The organism is Streptomyces sp. NPDC059009 (genome assembly GCF_042740175.1).
Lineage (GTDB): Bacteria > Actinomycetota > Actinomycetes > Streptomycetales > Streptomycetaceae > Streptomyces.
In genome coordinates, this window is sequence record NZ_JBHYJB010000057.1 from 19,600 (window position 1) to 37,663 (window position 18,064).

An 18,064-nucleotide genomic window follows, 5' to 3' on the forward strand; every position below is an offset into this window, starting at 1 on the left:
CCTCCCACTACCCTCCCGTGGGCAGGTCGGTGCGCGGCGCCGTCGCCAGATGCGCACCGACCCTCTTGACCAGCAGCGTCATTTCGTACGCCACCAGGCCGACGTCGGAGTCCGCGTCCGCGAGGACGGCGAGGCAGCTGCCGTCGCCCGCGGCCGTGACGAAGAGGAAGGCGTCGTCGAGCTCGACCACGGTCTGGCGGACCCTGCCCGCCTCGAAGTGGCGACCGACCCCCTTGGCGAGGCTGTGGAACCCGGAGGCGACGGCGGCGAGGTGCTCACTGTCCTCTCTGGTGAGGTCCCTGGACACGCCGGTGGGCAGGCCGTCGCCGGACAGGACGATCGCCTTGCGGATGCTGGCTATCCGGCCCACCAGGTCGTCGAGAAGCCAGTTGAGCTCTCTCGACCCCCCGGTCGCGGCGTGCGCGTCGGCCTTCGGTGCGGTCATCGACCGTCCCCCTCAGATGTCGTTCCTGGTGCTGTGCCACCGGCAGGGTCATCGCCCGCGGCGTTCTCGTCCCGCCCCCGCTGCCACCCACGCTGGAGTGCGGCCATGCGGCTGCGTACTTCGTCGGCGTCCCGCTCCTCGGGCCCGGTCCCGGCCGGGGCGGACCCGCGCTCGGTGCGGCGCTCGGGCCCGTCCTTCAACTGCGGGGCGAGGTTGGCCTGCCGGACCCGGCGGGGCAGTCCCGACGGGGCCGCCTCGTCGGGTGCCTGGGCGGGGTCCCTGCGGATCTCCGGGGCCTCGGAGCGGGCCGGGAGGGTGTCGGGCCGGGAGTTGCGGCCGCGGCGCCTGGGGAGGCCGGAGGGGGCGATCCCGGTCTCGGAGGAGCCGGTCGATTCCGGGGCCTCTCCTGGAGAGCGGTCCGTGGCGCCCAGGGCGCTGCCCGCGCGCGGGGGCGTGAGGTCGGGCCAGCCCGACTGCGGCTCCGGCCGGCGGGGCCGGTCGAGGGCCTCGGCCTCCGTGGAGGTCTCGGCCCGCTCCGGAGTCCGGCTGTCCGAGGTGCGGCTGTCCGGGGTGCGGCTCTCCTGGAGCCTGCCGGACTTCTCCAGAGACCTGTCGGCCGGCTCCGGAGCCCGGTCGGCGCGTTCCTCGCCGGTGTCGGAGTCGGGCGTCGGCCGGGACCTCGTGTGGTTGACGGGCCGGCCGTGCGAGGTCACCAGCTTGGGGGTGCTGCGGCGGGGCAGCGGCACGGGTGCCGCCGGGTCGGGGGTGTCGGCGGTGTCGGCGTGGACATCGTGCGTGTCACGGCCGAGCAGCCCCTCGGGGCGGCGGGCCTCGCGCTCGTCCGACTCCCGTTCGTCGCGGGCCTGTTGGTGCTGCTCGCCGGGGACTCCCGCGACGCGGCGGCGCGGCCGGAAGAGGCCGCCGCGCTCGCTGTCCTCGTCCTCGATGGCCCCGGGGAAGCTGCCGAGGTCCGCCATGCCGACGGGCGCCTCCAGCTCGACCGGCCCGTCGAGCAGGGACGCGGGCAGCCCGGGAAGCTGGGCGGCCGAGCTGCCGAGCGGCGTCGAGCGGCCGCTGCCGGCCTCCTGGCGTTGCGGCCGGTCGAGCCGGAAGCCGATGCCGTTCGTGTCGGGCACATCGTCGGTGAGGAGCGTCTCCGGGACGAAGACGACGGCGGTGGTGCCTCCGTAGGGCGACGGCTGCAAGGAGACGCGTACGTTCTGCCGCTGGGCGAGGCGGCTCACCACGAAGAGGCCCAGCCGGTCGGTGTCCGACAGCTCGAACTCGGGGGTCTCCGCGAGGCGCAGATTGGCATCAAGGAGAGCGTCGGCAGCCATGCCGAGGCCGCGGTCGTGGATCTCCAGGGTGAAGCCGTTGGCCACGTGCTCGCCGAGGACCTGCACCGCGGTGTGCGGGGGCGAGAACACCGTGGCGTTCTCCAGGAGTTCGGCGAGGAGGTGGGTGAGGTCGGCGACGGCGGGGCCGGTGACGGCGATGCGGGGCAGGCGGCGCACCTCGACGCGCTCGTAGTCCTCGACCTCGGCGACGGCCGCGCGGACCACGTCCATGAGCTGGACGGGTTTGCGCCACTGCCGTGAGGGGGCGGCCCCGGAGAGGATCACGAGGCCCTCCGCGTGGCGGCGCATGCGGGTGGTCAGGTGGTCGAGGCGGAAGAGGTCGGCGAGTTCGTCGGCGTCCTCGGTCCTGCGCTCCATGGTGTCCAGGAGGGTGAGCTGCTTGTGCAGCAGGACCTGGCTGCGCCGGGCGAGGTTGACGAAGACCTCGGAGACGCCGCGGCGCAGGTCGGCCTGTTTCACAGTGGCCTCGACGGCGGCCCGCTGCAGGGTGTTGAGGGCCGCGCCGACCTGGCCGATCTCGTCCTTGCCGTACGTCAGTCGCGGCGCCTCGGTCTCGACGTCGAGCTGCTCGCCCGCCGCGAGCCGGCGCAGCACCCCGGGGAGGCGGACCCCGGACGCCTCGTGGGCCTCCAGGCGCAGCCTGCGCAGGTCGCGGACGAGGCCGCGGCCGATGCGCACGGACAGGAAGATGGAGACGAGGAGCGCCAACAGGCCGAGCACGCCCGCGACGGCGAGCCGCACGATCACGCCGACGGCTTCCGGTTCGACTCGGTCCTTGAGGCGGTCGCCCGCCTCCTTGTCGCGCTGGGAGAGGTCCTTCAGGACGGCCGCCGACGCCTCGTTCCAGCGGTCCGACGTGATGCCTCGGGGGGTGCCCGCCGAGGACTCGACGACCGACTGCTCCATCGACCGGAGCTCGGTGGTCTCGGCGCCGTTCAAGTAGCGCTCGAAGCGGCTGCGGTCGTCCTCGGGCAGCTGCTGGAGGCTGACCTCGTACAGCAGGTCGCGCTGGGCGATCAGGTCGGAGACCTGCCGGATCTCCTTGTCGCTGATCCGCCGCAGCACGAGGGCGGAGCCGAGCAACGCGTCCTCGCGGGACAGCAGTTCGCGCGCGCGGGTGACGCCGACGAGCGCGCGGCCCTGCTGGTCCAGGCTCACGTCGTCGAGGGCGTGCAGGGTCATCAGGAACTCGTAGCAGGGGTCGATCAGGCGGGTGTAGAGACGTAGGGCGGTGGCCCGGGTGATGGTGCCCTCTTCGACGGTGCGGCGCAGCGACTCGATGCCTCCGAGGGCTTCGAGGAGCGAATTCAGCCGTTCCTCGGACTTGCCGTCGACCTCGTCGCGGAGCTCCGAGTCCCCTGCCCGGGACTCGACTTGGGCCACCTTCTCGTCCGTGGCGTCCCGGCTGCGGCGCAGGGCCGCCAGGGCGTCGGACGAACCGGGGTCGGCGAGGTAGGCGAGCGTCCGGCGGCGCTCCTCCTGGATGACGGTGGCCGTGTCCTCGATGGGATAGCCGATCTTGTCGACGACGTAGGACGCGTTCAGGAGCTTGTCGGCCGAGCGTCCGGTCAGATAGGTGGCGAATCCCCACATCGCGGTGAGGGACACCAGCGGCACGAGCAGCAGCGCCACGATCTTCCGGCGGATGGACTTCCCGCGAAAGCGCATGGCCTCCCCCAGATCGACCCCTTCGGCCATGCGGTGCGACCGGGGGTACACACGTGCGTCAACAAACGGCGCGAGCCTACTACTGACACAGGGACAACTCGAAGGTGCGTCCGGACACCTTTCGGCCGTGACGTGAAAAGGACGTCCCATGTTGTCCGGGCATTACGGGAGATCGCCTCCGGTCATGTGGCACATGCCATCCCATGTCATCCCCCTTCCACGTCCGCCCAGTTGGCCGGAAGCTTTCGCTCCGTGTGCGGGAATCTTTCGTGGCACTTGTTCGTCTTTGAAAGGGGGACAGGGTACGTACCGGATGACATACCGGAGTCCTCGTGGTGAACGTGCCGCGGGGCGGCGGGGGGAGTGACCACAAGTGACGGGCACGGCAAGCAGGGCGAGAGGGACCGGCGGAGCGGCGCAGGAGCAGCGTCCGCCGCTGTGGGTGGAAGAGCCCGCACGCCGCAGGAGGCTCCCCGATCCGGTGCGGACGGCGGCCGTCCGCGCGGTGATCATCGTGTCCCTGACGCTGATACAGGCGATGATCGCCTTCCTGTGCGCCGTCGCCGGCTCCTGGCTCTCCTTCCCCATGGTGCTCAGCAGCGTGGGCAGCACGGTCGTCGCCACCTGGGCAGTCCTCGACGTGTGGGTGACGCGCCAGGTGTGGAACCAACGGCATGGAGTGGTCTCCGTACCGAGCAGCACGGCACGGCAGTTGCGGCGCGAGCGCCGCAAGGCACGCAGGCAGGCGCGGGTGGCGGCGCGCGCCAAGGAACGGATACGACGGCGGGGCGGGACCGGGCAGTTGTCGCACTCGTGAGGTCGTCACTCACGCGTGCGGCCGTGACCCACGCGTGCGGCCGTGATGACACACACGTGGGGCTGTGACATCGCGACCTTGCCGCAAGGAGGGCTCAACTCCCCGCTGTCATACGCCTGTCACTGCTGTCGGCCGCCCCAGCACCCTTCTGGCCCGTGCGAAGCCCCGGGGCCGGTCGACGGCCAGCACGCCCGTGACGGCGCCCCCGCTCTCGTACGAGACGAGGAAACCCTCGCCGCCCTCCTCTCCCAGCACGGGGAGTCCGGCCCCGTCGGACCGCCCCTCCATGACCCGGACCGTCGCTCCGTCGCCGCGGCGCCCGGCGAACTGGAGCCGTGATCCGTACTGGTCCGACCAGAAGTACGACGGCCGGGACACGGTCTCGACCGTGTGTCCCGCGAGCAGGTTGCGCACGGCGACGCGGGGCTGCTCCGTGGCGCTGGTCCAGTGTTCGGCGCGGACGCCGCCCACGCGCGCGACGTCCCCGACGGCGGCCACCTGGGGCACCTCGGTGAGGCACCCCGCGTCGCAGACCACCCCGTCGTCCAGGACGAGTGATGTCCCCCTGAGCCAGGCCGTGTTGGGGCTCGCCCCGATGCCGATGACGACCACGTCGGCGGGGAGGGTCCGGCCGTCGGTGAGTTCCACCTGACGTACGGCCTGAGTGCTCTCCATCCGTACGGCACGAGCGCCCTCCCCGTGCCGCACCGCGCTCCCGCGCAGCGCCGCCACACCCACCCCGGTGAGGAGCCGCACCCCGCCTCTGCGGTGCAGCCCCGCGCAGACCGCGGCCAGCTCCGGGCCCAGTTGGGGCACCAGGGGCAGCGGGGCCGCCTCGACCACGGTGACGTCGTGGCCGAGGCGCACGCACGACGACGCGGTCTCGGCGCCGATGAACCCGCCCCCGATCACGACGACGCGGCACGGGCCGCGCAGCAGGTCGGCGCGGAGCGCGCGGGCGTCGTCGAGGGTGCGCAGGGTGTGCACGCCCGCGAGGTCGTGGGCCGGGCCCGGCAGGCGGCGGGCGTGGGCACCGGTGGCGATGACCACGGCGTCGCTCTCCAGGGCGCGGCCGTCGTCGAGCAGCACGGAGCGGGTGCGGGGGTCCAGGCCGGTGGCCCGGGTGCCGAGGAGCCACCGGGCGTCGAGCTCGGCGGTCTCCTCGCTGTCGGTGAGGGCGAGTTCGGCGAGGGCGGGTGGGGCGTCGTCGGCGGCGGACTCGCCGAACGCAGCCCCCTCGGCCCCGCACCCGTCAGCCACCCGCTCGCCCGCCGCAGGCCCGGAGCCCGCCATCAGGAAGCCCTTCGACAGCGGCGGCCGATCGTACGGCTGATGCGGCTCCGCCCCGACGACCACCAAGCGGCCGTCGAAGCCCTGGGCGCGCAGCTCGCGGGCCGTGTAGAGCCCGGCGAGCGAGGCGCCCACCACCGTGACGGCCTTCATGCCGCGGAGCCCTCCTCCGCGGTCAGGTGCACCTGGATCGTGCCATTCACGACGGTGACCTGGTGGGTGCGGACGGAGCGGCGCGCGGGCAGGCAGGTCGCCTTGCCGGAGCGGAGATCGAATGAGGCGGCGTGGAGCGGGCATTCGACCAGACAGCCCTCCAGCCATCCCTCCGACAGGGAGGCGTCCTGGTGGGTACAGGTGTCATCGATGGCGAAGAGCTCGCCGTCGGCGTTGAACACGGCGATGGGCGGCGTGGTGTCGATGCGGATGGATTCGCCCGCGGGGAGGTCGTCGAGGCGGCAGACGGGAATCATGGTCCCCCCAATAGGTCCCTGGTTCCTGGGTCGTTGAAGGAGAGGTGCGGGGCGCCGAGCAGTCCGTGCGGAGCACACCCGGCGTCGAACCGAGGTGATCCGTATGGGGTGTCGAGCCCTGGAACAGCCTGTTCCCGAGACCGGTCGGGAACAGGACCCTTCGGTAACATGATGTTTCGTATAGCGCACGAGGAAGCGCTGTGCGCAACAGAATCCGGTCGGGGCGCCCGCCGCGTCAAGGGCTTCCCGAAGATGCGGCCAGATGCGGCTTCGACAAGCCGCCGGACGGTGAGAGTTGAGATATGACCGGCACGCGGAAAGACGCTGACCAGAGCGGCAACGGGGACGGGCGGACGGCGGCGCGGCAGTCCAGAGGGGCCGCCGGATCCGTCCAGTCCGTGGACCGCGCGGTGAGCGTCCTGGAGATCCTCGCCCGGCACGGCGAGGCCGGAGTCACCGAGATCGCGGACGAGTTGGAGGTGCACAAGTCGACGGCCTTCCGGCTGCTCGGGGTCCTGGAGGCCCGGGGCCTCGTCGGCCAGGCCAAGGACCGCGGCAAGTACTTCCTCGGCGCGGGGATACTCCGCCTGGCCGGGGCGGCGGCCGTGCGCATGGACATCTCGCAGGAGGGCGGCCCCGTCTGCCGTGAACTCGCCGACGAGCTGGGCGAGACGGTCAACATCGCGGTCCTCGACGACGACGCGGCGGTCAACATCATGCAGGCGCGCGGGCCGGCGTCCGTGACCGCGCAGAACTGGCTGGGCAGACGCACTCCGCTGCACGCCACCTCCAGCGGCAAGGTGCTGCTCGCGCACCTCCCGACGACGCTGCGCGAGGGGCTGCTGGCCCGCACCCTGCCCCGGCTGACCGAGCACACGGTGACCGGAACGGCCGCGCTGCGGGGCGAGTTGGAGTCCGTCACCGACCAGGGGTACGCGGTCGCGGTGGAGGAGCTGGAGATCGGTCTGGCCGCCGTGGCCGCCCCGGTGCGCGCGCACGACAGCAAGGTGATCGGGGCGCTCAGCGCGTCCGGGCCCGTCTACCGGCTGACCGAGGACCGGCTCATCGAGCTCGCCAAACGCACGGTGGCCGCCGCGCAGGAGCTCTCCCGCCGCATGGGGTACGGCTTCTGACCGCGTACGGCTCCTGACGGGGCGCCCTGTCGACTCCCGCACGAGGGCGGGGCCGGGAATCCCGGCCCCGCCCTCACGTGTGTCAGCCGCGTTTCGCCGCGCCGAACCGTTTTGCGAAGGCTTAACTCCGGCCCCTTGACGGCTTCTTGATGACGCTTCCACGATGTCTCCCATAGCGCAACTGATCGTGGAGTACGCAACAACTGTCCACAGCGCAGAGGAGACTGGCCGTGCCACACGAGGTCCGAGCCGTCGTCGCCCTGAAGAAGGGCGCACCCGTCGAGGTGCAGACGATCGTGGTGCCCGATCCCGGACCGGGAGAGGCACTGGTGTCCGTGCAGTCCTGCGGGGTCTGCCACACGGATCTGCACCACCGGGAAGGCGCGATCAACGACGACTTCCCGTTCCTGCTCGGCCATGAGGCGGCAGGCACCGTAGAGGCGGTCGGCCCGGGCGTCACCGGCCTCGCACCCGGCGACTACGTGGTCATCGCGTGGCGGGCCCCCTGCGGCGCCTGCCGCTCCTGTTCCCGGGGCCGCCCGTGGTACTGCTTCGACTCCCGCAACGCCGCCCAGCCCATGACCCTCCTGGACGGCACCCCGCTCAGCCCCGCTCTCGGCATCGGCGCCTTCGCGGAGAAAACCCTGGTCGCGGCCGGACAGGCGGTGAAGGTCGACCCGGCGGCCCGCCCCGAGGCCGCCGGCCTGATCGGCTGCGGCGTGATGGCGGGGTACGGGGCGGCCGTGCACACGGGCGGCGTCAGCCGCGGCGACACCGTGGCCGTCATCGGCTGCGGCGGGGTCGGTGACGCCGCCATCGCCGGGGCGTCCCTGGCCGGTGCGCGCCGCGTCATCGCCGTCGACATCGACGACACGAAGCTCGACGGCGCGACCCGGTTCGGCGCCACCCACACCGTGAACTCCCGCGGCACGGACCCCGTGACGGCCGTGCGCGAGCTCACCGGCGGCTTCGGCGTGGACGTCGCCATCGACGCGGTGGGCCGCCCGGAGACGTACAAGCAGGCGTTCTACATGCGGGACCACGCGGGCGTCCTGGTCCAAGTGGGCGTCCCGGAGCCGGACATGGCGGTCGAGCTGCCCCTCATCGACCTCTTCTCGCGCGGCGGCGCCCTCAAGTCCTCCTGGTACGGGGACTGTCTGCCCGCGCGGGACTTCCCGATCCTCATCGACCAGTACCTCAGCCGCCGCCTCGACCTGGGCGGCTTCGTCACCGAGACGGTCTCCCTCGACCAGGTGGAGGAGGCGTTCGCGCGGATGCGGCAGGGCCAGGTGCTGCGATCGGTGGTGGTCCTGTGAGCGGCCGGAACAGCAGCCCGCGCGCGGGTGCGTCCCCGCGGGTGCTCGTCATCGGCGCGGGGATCGTCGGCTGTTCGCTCGCCGACGAGCTCACCGCGCGCGGGTGGACGGATGTGACCGTCCTCGAGCAGGGGCCGCTGCCCGCCCCCGGAGGCTCCACGTCGCACGCTCCGGGGCTCGTCTTCCAGACCGGGCCCTCCAAGACCCTCACGTCCTTCGCCGCGTACACCGTCCGGAAACTGAACTCGCTCTCCGTGGACGGGCTTTCGTGTTTCCACCCCGTCGGCGGTCTCGAACTCGCCACCACGCCCGAGCGCTGGGCCGATCTGCACCGCAAGGCCGGATACGCCGCCTCCTGGGGCGTGCGCGCCGAGCTGGTCGGACCGGAGCGCTGCAAGGAGCTGTGGCCGCTGATCGACGCGGGCAAGGTCCTCGGCGGTCTGCACACCCCCGACGACGGGCTCGCCCGCGCCGTCCTGGCCTGCCGGGCCCAGATGGAGCGGGCCGAGCGGCACGGCGCCCGCTTCCTGGACCGGCACACCGTGACCGGGATCGACCAGGAGGGCGGCCGCGTCACCGCCGTCGTCACCGACCGCGGCACCTTCCCGGCCGACCATGTCGTCTCGGCCGCCGGGTTCTGGGGGCCGGTCATCGGGCGGATGGCGGGCGTCGACGTACCGCTGCTGCCGCTCGCCCACCAATACGCGAAGACGGCGCCGCTGCCCGAGCTCGCCGGTGTCAACGACCCGCGCGCGGAGGCCACGCGGCCCATCCTGCGCTTCCAGGACCGCGACCTGTACTTCCGCGAGCACACCGACCGCATCGGCATCGGCTCGTACGCCCACCGGCCGCTGCCCGTCGACCCGTTCACCGTCGCCACATACGACGAGGCGACCGCCCGCGCGCAGGACATGCCCTCCTCGCTGCCCTTCACCGAGGACGACTTCGCACCGAGCTGGCGGGACAGCCAGTGGCTGCTGCCCGCCCTGGGCGCCTCGGCCGTCGAGGAGGGCTTCAACGGGGTCTTCTCGTTCACGCCCGACGGCATGCCGGTCCTCGGCGAGTCCCGCGCCCTGCGCGGCTTCTGGCTGGCCGAGGCGGTGTGGGTCACCCACTCCGCCGGCGTGGGGAAGGCGGTCGCCGAGTGGATGGTCGAGGGGCGCGCCTCCATAGACCTGCACGACTGCGACCTGGCCCGCTTCGAGGACGCCCAGCGCTCCCCCGCGTACGTCGCCGACCGGGGCGCGCAGCAGTTCGTCGAGGTGTACGACGTCCTCCACCCGCTGCAGCCCCTGGAGCAGCCGCGCCCGCTGCGCGTCAGCCCCTTCTACGCCCGGCAGCAGGAGCTCGGCGCCGTCTTCCTGGAGGGCGGCGGCTGGGAACGCCCGCACTGGTTCGAGGCCAACGCGCCCCTCCTGGAGGGCCTCGACGTGCCCGCGCGGGACGCCTGGTCGGCCCGCCACTGGTCGCCGATCGCGGCGGCCGAGGCCCGGGCCACCCGCGAACGCGTCGCCCTCTACGACATGACGCCGCTGCGCCGCCTGGAGGTCACCGGGCCCGGAGCCCTCGACTTCCTGCAGCGCATGACCACCAACAACCTCCGTAAGAAGCCCGGTTCGGTCACCTACACGCTGCTCCTCGACGAGGCGGGCGGCGTCCGCTCCGACCTGACGGTGGCCCGGCTCGCCCCCGACCGCTTCCAGGTGGGCGCCAACTCCCCCGCCGACCTGGACTGGCTGCTGCGCCACGCCCCCGCCGACGTGCACCTGCGGGACATCACCGCGGGCACCTGCTGCGTCGGGGTCTGGGGCCCGCTCGCCCGCGACCTGGTGCAGCCGCTCACCCGCGACGACTTCTCGCACACTGCGTTCGGCTACTTCAAGGCCAGGGAGACCCACATCGGCCACGTCCCGGTCACCGCCCTGCGCCTCAGTTACGTGGGCGAGCTGGGCTGGGAGCTGTACACCAGCGCCGACCTGGGGCTGCGGCTGTGGGACACGCTGTGGGAGGCGGGGCGCGAGCTCGGGGTCATCGCCGCCGGGCGGTCCGCGTTCAACAGCCTCCGCCTGGAGAAGGGCTACCGCGCGTGGGGCGTCGACATGACCACGGAGCACGACCCGTACGCCGCGGGGCTCGGATTCGCCGTGCGCCCCGACAAGGGCGAGTTCGTCGGGAGCGCGGCCCTGTCCCGACTCGGCGCCCCCGAAAGGAAGTTGACGCCCCTCCTTGTCGACGATCCGGCCGCCGTCGTCCTCGGCAAGGAACCGGTGTACGTCGGCGGGACGCCTTCCGGGTACGTCACCAGCGCCTCGTACGGCTACACGCTGGGCCGCTGTGTCGCGTACGCCTGGCTGCCGCCTCTGGAGTCCGGCACCGGGGTGCACATCGAGTACTTCGGAGAGAAGGTCTCCGCGACCGTCGCCGAAGAACCGCTGTTCGACCCGGAGATGACCCGCATCCGCCGCTGACGGCCTGTGACCGCCGCCGACGTGCACTGACGTGCGCTCACGCCCTGAAGCGGCCCTCTCCTTGTCGCCGATTGCCCTTTCTCGCCCCCTGGAGGCCCTGTGTCCCCCACCTACGACGTGATCGTCATCGGCCTCGGCGGCATGGGGAGCGCCGCCGCCCACCACCTCTCCGCGCGCGGGGCCCGCGTGCTCGGCCTGGAGAAGTTCGGCCCCGTGCACGCCCGCGGCTCCAGCCACGGCGGGTCGCGGGTCACCCGCCAGTCGTACTTCGAAGACCCCGCGTACGTCCCGCTGCTGCTGCGCTCCTACGAGCTCTACGAGCGCCTGGAGCGGGACACCGGCCGCGACATCGCCACCCTGTGCGGCGGCGTGATGGTCGGCCGCCCGGACAGCCGCACCGTCGCGGGCTCGCTGCGGTCGGCGCGGCAGTGGGACCTGCCCCACGAGCTGCTGGACGCCCACGAGCTGCGCCGCCGCTTCCCCACGCTCGCCCCGCGCGAGGACGAGGTGGCCCTCTACGAGGCGCGCGCCGGGTTCGTGCGGCCCGAGAACACCGTCGCCGCCCATCTGCAGCTCGCCGGGCAGCAGGGCGCGGACCTGCACTTCGAGGAGCCGATGACGCGCTGGGAGCCGTGCGGGGACGGCGTGCGCGTGCACACCGCCGAAGACGCCTACACCGCGGGCCAGTTGGTGATCTGCCCGGGGGCCTGGGCGCCGCGCCTCCTCACCGACCTGGGTGTGCCGTTCACCATCGAACGGCAGATCATGTACTGGTTCCAGCCCAGTGGCGGCGTCGGCCCTTTCCTCCCGGAGCACCATCCGATCTACGTCTGGGAGGACGCACAAGGAGTGCAGGTCTACGGATTCCCGGCCATCGACGGGCCCGAACTCGGCGCGAAGGTCGCCTTCTTCCGCAAGGGGACCGTGTGCACTCCGGAGACCATCGACCGGACGGTGCACGACCACGAGATCGCGGCGATGGCCGGCCACATGTCCCGGCAGATCCCGCTGCTGCCCGGCCGCTTCCTGAAGGCGTCGACGTGCATGTACTCCAACACCCCCGACGAGCACTTCGTCATCACCCGGCACCCGGCCCACCCGGAGTCCGTCACCGTCGCGTGCGGCTTCTCCGGGCACGGCTTCAAGTTCGTGCCCGTCGTCGGGGAGATCGTCGCCGACCTGGCTCTCCAGGGCCGTACGCACCACCCCATCGAGCTCTTCGACCCCAGCCGCCTCGCCGGTGCGCCCGCCTGAGGAGTACGACCGTGACGACCTCGCCCACCACCTCGAACCCGGCCCGCACGGACCCGGCCGGGCCACCCGCCGCACCCGAGCACGGCGCCAGCCTGATCGCCACCCTGCCCGGCCCCTCCTACACCGACCCCGAGCACTTCCGGCGCGAACAGGAGCGCGTCTTCGAAGCGCTGTGGTGCTGTGCCGTGCGCTCAGCCGACCTGGAGCGGCCCGGCGCCTTCCGCACCGTCCAGATCGGCCGGGAGAGCGTCCTGGTGACCCGCACGCGCGCGGGTGAGCTGCGGGCCTTCCTCAACGTCTGCCGCCACCGCGGCGCCCAGCTGTGCACCGAGGAGTCCGGCGAGGTCCGCCGCGCCCTCCAATGCCCGTACCACGCCTGGACGTACGACCTGGACGGCCGCCTCGTCGCGGCCCCGAACCTGGTGAAGATGCCGGACGTGGACCGGTCCGCGTACGGGCTGCACTCCGTGGCCCTCAGGGAGTGGCTCGGCTACGCCTGGGTGTGCCTGGCCGAGGAGCCGCCCTCGTTCGAGGAGACCGTCATGGGTGCGGCCGTGGAGCGGCTCGGGGACCCCGCCGCGATCGCGCACTACCGCACCGAGGAGCTGGCCCTCGGCAAGCGCGTCCGCTACGACGTGCGGGCCAACTGGAAGCTCATCGTCGAGAACTTCATGGAGTGCTACCACTGCGCGACCATCCACCCCGAACTCACGGACGTCCTGCCCGAGTTCGCGGACGGCTTCGCCGCGCAGTACTACGTGGGGCACGGCGCCGCCTTCGGAGAGGACGTCGAGGGCTTCACGGTCGACGGCAGCTCCGGCTTCGGACGGCTGCCCGATGTCGCCGAGGAACAGGACCGCCGCTACTACGCGATCACGGTCCGGCCCACGGTCTTCGTGAACCTCGTCCCGGACCACGTCATCCTGCACCGCATGTTCCCGCTCGCGGTCGACCGCACGGTCGTCGAGTGCGACTGGCTGTACGCGCCCGACGTCGTCGCGTCGGGCGCCGACCTGTCCAAGTCGGTGGAGCTCTTCCACCGGGTCAACACCCAGGACTTCGCGGCCTGCGAGCGCACCCAGCCAGCGATGGCCTCACGGGCCTACCGCGCGGGCGGGGTCCTCGTGCCCACGGAGCACCACATCGCGGGCTTCCACGCGTGGCTCAGCCGGCTGCTGGACGCTTGAACATCCGCGTCGCCGTGATCTCCCCGTGCACGGTCTCCCCGGCCGGGTCCTGCTGCTGCGGCAGGCCCGGCCGCAGGTGCTCCTCGACGCTGATGTACTTGAGCCCGGCCCGCAGGTCCGCGTCGTTGCGCAGGCGGATGACCAGCGGGAACTCGGCCAGCGCCGTCGTGTCGAACAGGCCGGTGGTGTACAGCAGCTGCACGCCGAGCGCGTCCGAGACGGCCCGCTGGAGCTCCAGGAGGTACGTCGCGTTGGCGCGGCCGATGGGGTTGTCCAGGAACAGCGTGCCCGCGTGCCGGTGCTTGTCCCGGCCCCGGTCGTTGCTGCGCAGGGCGGCCATCGTGCAGTACAGGGCGATGGCGGCGGTGAGCAGCTGGCCGCCGGAGAAGACATCGCCCATCTGCCCGACGGGGACCCGCTCGGCGCGCAGCACCGCGTCCGGCTTGAGGATCTCCACGGCGACGCCGCGCGGCTCCAGGGCGGCCTGAACTCCGCGCAGCAGCAGGGACATTCCGTCCCGCCGCATGTCGGAGTTCTTCTTGACGGCCGCGCGCGTGGCCTCGTCGATGACCTCGCCGAGCCGCTCGGTCAGCGTGGCCTGGTCGGGCTCTTCGAAGCGGACGCGCAGGAACTCCTGGCCCGACCACTCCCCCAGGCCCTCCGGCAGCCGCGACAGGCGCTGCGCCGAACGCAACGTGGCCAGGGCCGACTCGACCAGTCCGCGCAGCCGGTCCACGATGCTGTCGCGGTTGCGCTCCAGCTGCTCCAACTCGTCGGTGAGGACGCGCAGTCGGGGTGCGAAGGCGTCGGCCCACTTCTTGGCGTGCTCCGGCAGCGCGGACGCGGGCAGTTCGCGGATCTGCTGGCGCGCGGGGGTGCGCACCTGCTCGTAGCGGGTGGAGTTGGCGTGCCGCACCAGGATGTCGCCGGCCTCGCGCACGGCCGCCTCCGCGGCGGACAGGTCGGCGGCGCAGCCGCGCAGCGAGCGGCGGGCCTCGGCGGCGCCCTGGCGGCCCTCCTCGAGGGTGCCGGGGTAGGGCTCGGGCTCTTCTTCGGCCTCGTCGTGGTGCTCGCGCAGCAGGTCGCGCAGGAGCGCGGCCGTCTCGTCGAAGCCACCGGCCGCGTCCTCGGTGGCGCGGTGGGTCTGGAGGAGCGCGGCGTGCGCCTCCTTCGCCCGGCGGAGCGCCTCGGTGCGCGCGGCCAGTTCACCGGTGGCGGTGCGCAGCAGGGCCTGGGCCTGCTCCGCGTCGGCGGGCACCAGGTCCTCGGGGAGCTCGGTGTGCGCGTCGCCGTCCTCGGGGGCGTGCCGCTCGGCCTCGCCGCGCAGTCGGCCGAGCTGCTCGCTGGCGGCCGACGCACGGGTCTCGATGAGCTGGACCTGGGCCTCCGCGCGCGCGGCGGCGGCCTGCCGGGACGGCCCGTCCGCGCCGTCGGTGCTCTCCAGGAGCTGGGCGGCGCGGGTGCGGACCTTGTTGCTGAGCCGGTCGAGCTCGGCGAGGGCGGCGGACTCGTCGCTCTCGGCGCGGGCCTGTTCGGCGCGCAGGTCCGCGCCGACGCCGACCTTCTCGTACAGCTGCGAGGCGGCGCGGTATGCCTCGCGCAGCGCCGGGAGGGACGTCTGCGGGGCGCCCGCCTCCGCCGGTACGTCCTCGGGGGCGCCTGCGATGTCGGCGCGCTCGGCGCGCAGGGCACGCGCGGTGCGGCGGGCGTCATCGGCGGCGCGCTGGGCGGCGCGGCGGTCCTCGTCGGCGGCGCGGGCGCGGTCCAGGCAGGTCTGGGCGCGGGCCTCCGACTCGACGGCGTCGTCGGCGAGTTCGCGCAGGGTGGTCTGCCAGCCGGCGCGCTCCCGAAGGCGGAACGCGAGCCCGGCGAGGGCGTCGGCGGCGCGCCGCGCCTTCTGGGCGGCCTCCTGGCGCTCGTCCCGGACCCGGGACGCCTCCGCGGCCGCCTCGTCGGCCTCCGCGCGCGCGGTGCGGGCCTCGACGAGCTCGGCCTCGCTCTCCTCGGCGAACTCGCGTGCCTCGCGGGCGGCCTGGGCCAGCTCGGTGAGCCGTCCCGCCGGGCAGCCGGTGCGCCAGGAGCCGAGCCGGGCGGCCAGCTCGCGGTCCTTGGCGAGGCGGACCGCGAGGGCGCGGATCTCCTCGTCCCGTCGGCCGGCCCGGGCACGGAGGGCTTGGCGCTCCTCGTCGGCGGCGTGCTCGTCGTGCATGGCCGGGTTCGGCGGCACCAGGAAGACTCCGGAGGCGCCCGCCTCGGAGGCGGACTCGGCCGGGGCCGGGGCGAGCAGCGCCGCCGCGGTGCCCACGGCGACGGCGGAGCGGGGCAACAGGGCGGCGCCGTCCAGCACGTGGCGGGCGCGCGCGTGGGTGTCGGGCTCGGTGATGACGACGCCGTCGACGAGCTCGGGGCGGGCGGCGAGCACACGCGCGTGGTCGGCGGGGTCGACGGCCTGGGCGAGGTAGCGCCAGCCGGGCAGGGCGGGGATGCCGTGCTCGCCGAGGTACTCGACGGTGGCCAGGACGTCGGGTCCCGGGGGCAGCAGCCCGCCGTCGCCGAGGGCGCCGAGGATGCGGGCGTCGTCGGCGGCGGCGGTCCTGAGCTCGAAGAGCTGCCGCTCGGCCGTGCCGACGCCGTCCTCCAGGAGGGTGCGCAGGTCGTCGGCGCCGCGGTCGAGGTCCTCGGGGGTGAGGCGGGCGCCCTCGGCGGGCCCTTCGAAGGCGGGCTCCGACTCGGCCGTGCCGTCGGCGTCCGTACGGGCCCTGGGCACTGCGGCGGCGCCGGACGCGCCCTCCAGGCCGAGGAGTTCGGCGATCCGCTCCTCACCTGCGAGGGACTCGGCGGCACGGTGCTCGGCGTCGTGGGCGCGCTCGGCGGCGGCCGCCGCGTCCGAGGCGCGCGCCGCGGTGAGTTCCGCGCGGGCCTCGGCGGCTGCGGTCTCCCTGGCGTGGTCGGTGGCGCGCCGGGCCGCCTCGCGCGCGGTGTCCCAGGCGGCGACGGTGGTCTTCTCGGCGTCGCTCGCGGCGAGCGCGGCGCGGGCCGGGTCGGCGTCGGGCGCGGTGTCGTCGATCCAGCCCGCGCGGACGGCCTCGGCGGTCTCCTGCTCGACCTCGCTGAGGCGCTGGCGCAGATGCCCGGCCTCGCTGCGGGCACGCTGTGCCTCGGTGGCGGCGGCGGTGGCGTCGCGGTGGGCGGTCTCGCCGGTCTCCTGGAGGGCGGCGGAGCGCTCCTCCTCTTCATTGGCGAGGTTCTCCGCGTCCTCAGCGGCGGTGTGCAGGGCCCGTACGAGATCGGAGGCGGCCTTGGCGCGGGCGGCGAGGGCGGGGGCCGCGTCCCGCTCGGCCTCGCGGATCGCGGCGGCCACGCGCGCGGAGCGGTCGGCCGCCGCCCGGTGGCGCAGGACGGCTTCGGCGGCCTGCCATGCGGAGTGCAGCGTGCGGGCCTCGGTGAGCTCGCGACGCTGGGCCGCGGCGGCCTTCTCGGCGACGGTGAGCGCCAAGGAGGCGTGCCGGTAGGCGAGTTCGGCGGAGATCAGGGCGCTGGTGCCGCGCGCCTGTTCGGCCTCGGTGACCGTGTGGGCGGCTCCCGTGACCTGCTCGGCGAGCTCGGCGGCGCGGCCCCGCTCCTGGGCGCCGCGCGCGGAGAGCCTGCGGGCGAGGGTGCGGGTGCGCCGCTCGGCACCCGCGTGCACGTCACGCGCGCGTGCCCGGGTGTCGGCGGCGTCGACGATGCGGCCGAGGAGGTCCACGGAGCCCGCGGTGAAGTCCCGCTCGGCGATGAGCTCGGCGCGCCGCCCCAGCTTGTTGCCGAAGCCGTGGACGAGGTCGGCGAGGCCGTCCGTGTCGCGGGTGTCGGTGACGGCCCGCAGCAGCAGGTCGGTGAAGTCGGAGTCCTTCTTGACCGCGAACAGGCCGGCGGCCTCGCCCTCGTCGGCGTTCATCTCGCGCTGGTAGCGGAAGAGTTCGGGATCCAGGCCGAGGTCGCCGAGGTGCTCGTTCCAGCGGTCGTGGATCTCCTCCCAGTGCACTTCGAGATGGGGGTACGCCTTGACCGCCTCGGTCAGCGCGTCCCGGAAGCCCTTCATGGTGCGGCGCCGCCCCTGGGCGCCCGAGGCACCCTCGACGGGCGCCCGCACGGCGGTGGACTCGGCGACCGGGAGCGAGTCCAGGCTCATCCCCGGGCCGGGCCGGAACGAGTACCACGCCTCGGCGAACTTCCGCGGGTCGTTCGAGACCTGCCGCCCGCGCCACTCGCTGACCTTGCCGACGACCACGCACTCCCCGGTCAGCGTGTGCTGCCACTCCAGGGCGACGTGTCCGCAGTCGTCGGCGAGGAGGAACTTGCGCAGCACGCCGGAGCTGGCGCCGCCCAGGGTGTTGCGGTGGCCCGGGAGCATCACCGAGAAGATCAGCTTGAGCAGGACGGACTTCCCGCCGCCGTTCTCCAGGAAGAGCACGCCGGCGGGGGCGGGGCGGCGCGGCGGGCCGACCGGCTCGTCCTCGAAGAACTCCGCCTGGGCGGGCGCGGGGTCGGGCACGGGCTCGCCCACGCCGCGCAGGTCAAGCACGGTGTCGGCGTAGCGCGCACCGGCGGGGCCGATGGAGTAGAGGCGGACCCGGGACAGCTCGTACATGGCGGCGGACTCTCGTCGTAAGTCGTGC

11 protein-coding genes are annotated in these 18,064 nt (G+C 73.6%); 6 read left to right on the forward strand and 5 right to left on the reverse strand.

The window, feature by feature from the left end; translation table 11 throughout:
* Nucleotides 1-7 precede the first annotated feature (7 nt).
* Nucleotides 8-445, reverse strand: a complete 438-nt coding sequence (locus ACFWYM_RS39885; protein ID WP_384848884.1) for a roadblock/LC7 domain-containing protein — start codon at nucleotides 443-445, stop codon at nucleotides 8-10.
* Nucleotides 442-3,471, reverse strand: a complete 3,030-nt coding sequence (locus tag ACFWYM_RS39890; RefSeq protein WP_384848887.1) for a nitrate- and nitrite sensing domain-containing protein — start codon at nucleotides 3,469-3,471, stop codon at nucleotides 442-444. The genes ACFWYM_RS39885 and ACFWYM_RS39890 overlap by 4 nt, the downstream gene beginning before the upstream one ends.
* Nucleotides 3,472-3,844: 373 nt before the next feature.
* Here ACFWYM_RS39890 and ACFWYM_RS39895 point away from each other — a divergent pair, with 373 nt between their 5' ends.
* Entirely contained in the window at nucleotides 3,845-4,288 is a 444-nt protein-coding gene (locus ACFWYM_RS39895; protein ID WP_384848889.1) for a hypothetical protein, read from the forward strand.
* Nucleotides 4,289-4,396: 108 nt separating this feature from the next.
* Here ACFWYM_RS39895 and ACFWYM_RS39900 read toward each other — a convergent pair whose 3' ends face one another.
* Together ACFWYM_RS39900 and ACFWYM_RS39905 are read right to left on the reverse strand one after the other, a co-directional pair.
* Nucleotides 4,397-5,731 (reverse strand): NAD(P)/FAD-dependent oxidoreductase, encoded by a 1,335-nt coding sequence (locus ACFWYM_RS39900; RefSeq protein WP_384848892.1) that lies wholly within the window; start codon nucleotides 5,729-5,731, stop codon nucleotides 4,397-4,399.
* Nucleotides 5,728-6,048 (reverse strand): bifunctional 3-phenylpropionate/cinnamic acid dioxygenase ferredoxin subunit, encoded by a 321-nt coding sequence (locus ACFWYM_RS39905; protein ID WP_384848895.1) that lies wholly within the window; start codon nucleotides 6,046-6,048, stop codon nucleotides 5,728-5,730. The genes ACFWYM_RS39900 and ACFWYM_RS39905 overlap by 4 nt, the downstream gene beginning before the upstream one ends.
* A 302-nt stretch (nucleotides 6,049-6,350) precedes the next feature.
* Here ACFWYM_RS39905 and ACFWYM_RS39910 point away from each other — a divergent pair, with 302 nt between their 5' ends.
* The 5 genes from ACFWYM_RS39910 (at nucleotide 6,351) to ACFWYM_RS39930 (ending at nucleotide 13,406) form a co-directional block, all read left to right on the forward strand.
* The gene (locus ACFWYM_RS39910; protein WP_384848898.1) at nucleotides 6,351-7,181 is read left to right on the forward strand and encodes an IclR family transcriptional regulator; all 831 of its coding nucleotides are present in this window, start codon (nucleotides 6,351-6,353) and stop codon (nucleotides 7,179-7,181) included.
* A 230-nt stretch (nucleotides 7,182-7,411) separates the two neighbouring features.
* Nucleotides 7,412-8,497, forward strand: coding sequence for an S-(hydroxymethyl)mycothiol dehydrogenase (locus tag ACFWYM_RS39915; RefSeq protein WP_384848900.1), 1,086 nt, complete (start codon nucleotides 7,412-7,414; stop codon nucleotides 8,495-8,497).
* Entirely contained in the window at nucleotides 8,494-10,965 is a 2,472-nt protein-coding gene (locus ACFWYM_RS39920) for an FAD-dependent oxidoreductase (RefSeq protein ID WP_384848903.1), read from the forward strand. Before ACFWYM_RS39915 ends, ACFWYM_RS39920 begins: the two co-directional genes overlap by 4 nt.
* 99 nt (nucleotides 10,966-11,064) lie before the next feature.
* A complete protein-coding gene (gene solA / locus ACFWYM_RS39925; RefSeq protein ID WP_384848906.1) occupies nucleotides 11,065-12,219 on the forward strand; it encodes an N-methyl-L-tryptophan oxidase in 1,155 nt (384 codons plus the stop codon).
* Nucleotides 12,220-12,230: 11 nt separating this feature from the next.
* Complete coding sequence (locus tag ACFWYM_RS39930; protein ID WP_384848909.1) at nucleotides 12,231-13,406, forward strand: aromatic ring-hydroxylating dioxygenase subunit alpha; 1,176 nt, start codon at nucleotides 12,231-12,233, stop codon at nucleotides 13,404-13,406.
* Here ACFWYM_RS39930 and ACFWYM_RS39935 read toward each other — a convergent pair.
* The gene (locus tag ACFWYM_RS39935; protein ID WP_384848912.1) at nucleotides 13,384-18,036 is read right to left on the reverse strand and encodes a hypothetical protein; all 4,653 of its coding nucleotides are present in this window, start codon (nucleotides 18,034-18,036) and stop codon (nucleotides 13,384-13,386) included. The genes ACFWYM_RS39930 and ACFWYM_RS39935 overlap by 23 nt on opposite strands.
* Nucleotides 18,037-18,064 lie beyond the last annotated feature (28 nt).

What these genes read in the sequence shown, in the direction of transcription:
- ACFWYM_RS39885 (WP_384848884.1), bottom strand. Translation starts at nt 445, where the DNA reads ATGACCGCACCGAAGGCCGACGCGCACGCCGCGACCGGGGGGTCGAGA.
- ACFWYM_RS39890 (WP_384848887.1), bottom strand. Translation starts at nt 3,471, where the DNA reads ATGCGCTTTCGCGGGAAGTCCATCCGCCGGAAGATCGTGGCGCTGCTG.
- ACFWYM_RS39900 (WP_384848892.1), bottom strand. Translation starts at nt 5,731, where the DNA reads ATGAAGGCCGTCACGGTGGTGGGCGCCTCGCTCGCCGGGCTCTACACG.
- ACFWYM_RS39905 (WP_384848895.1), bottom strand. Translation starts at nt 6,048, where the DNA reads ATGATTCCCGTCTGCCGCCTCGACGACCTCCCCGCGGGCGAATCCATC.
- ACFWYM_RS39910 (WP_384848898.1), top strand. Translation starts at nt 6,351, where the DNA reads ATGACCGGCACGCGGAAAGACGCTGACCAGAGCGGCAACGGGGACGGG.
- ACFWYM_RS39935 (WP_384848912.1), bottom strand. Translation starts at nt 18,036, where the DNA reads ATGTACGAGCTGTCCCGGGTCCGCCTCTACTCCATCGGCCCCGCCGGT.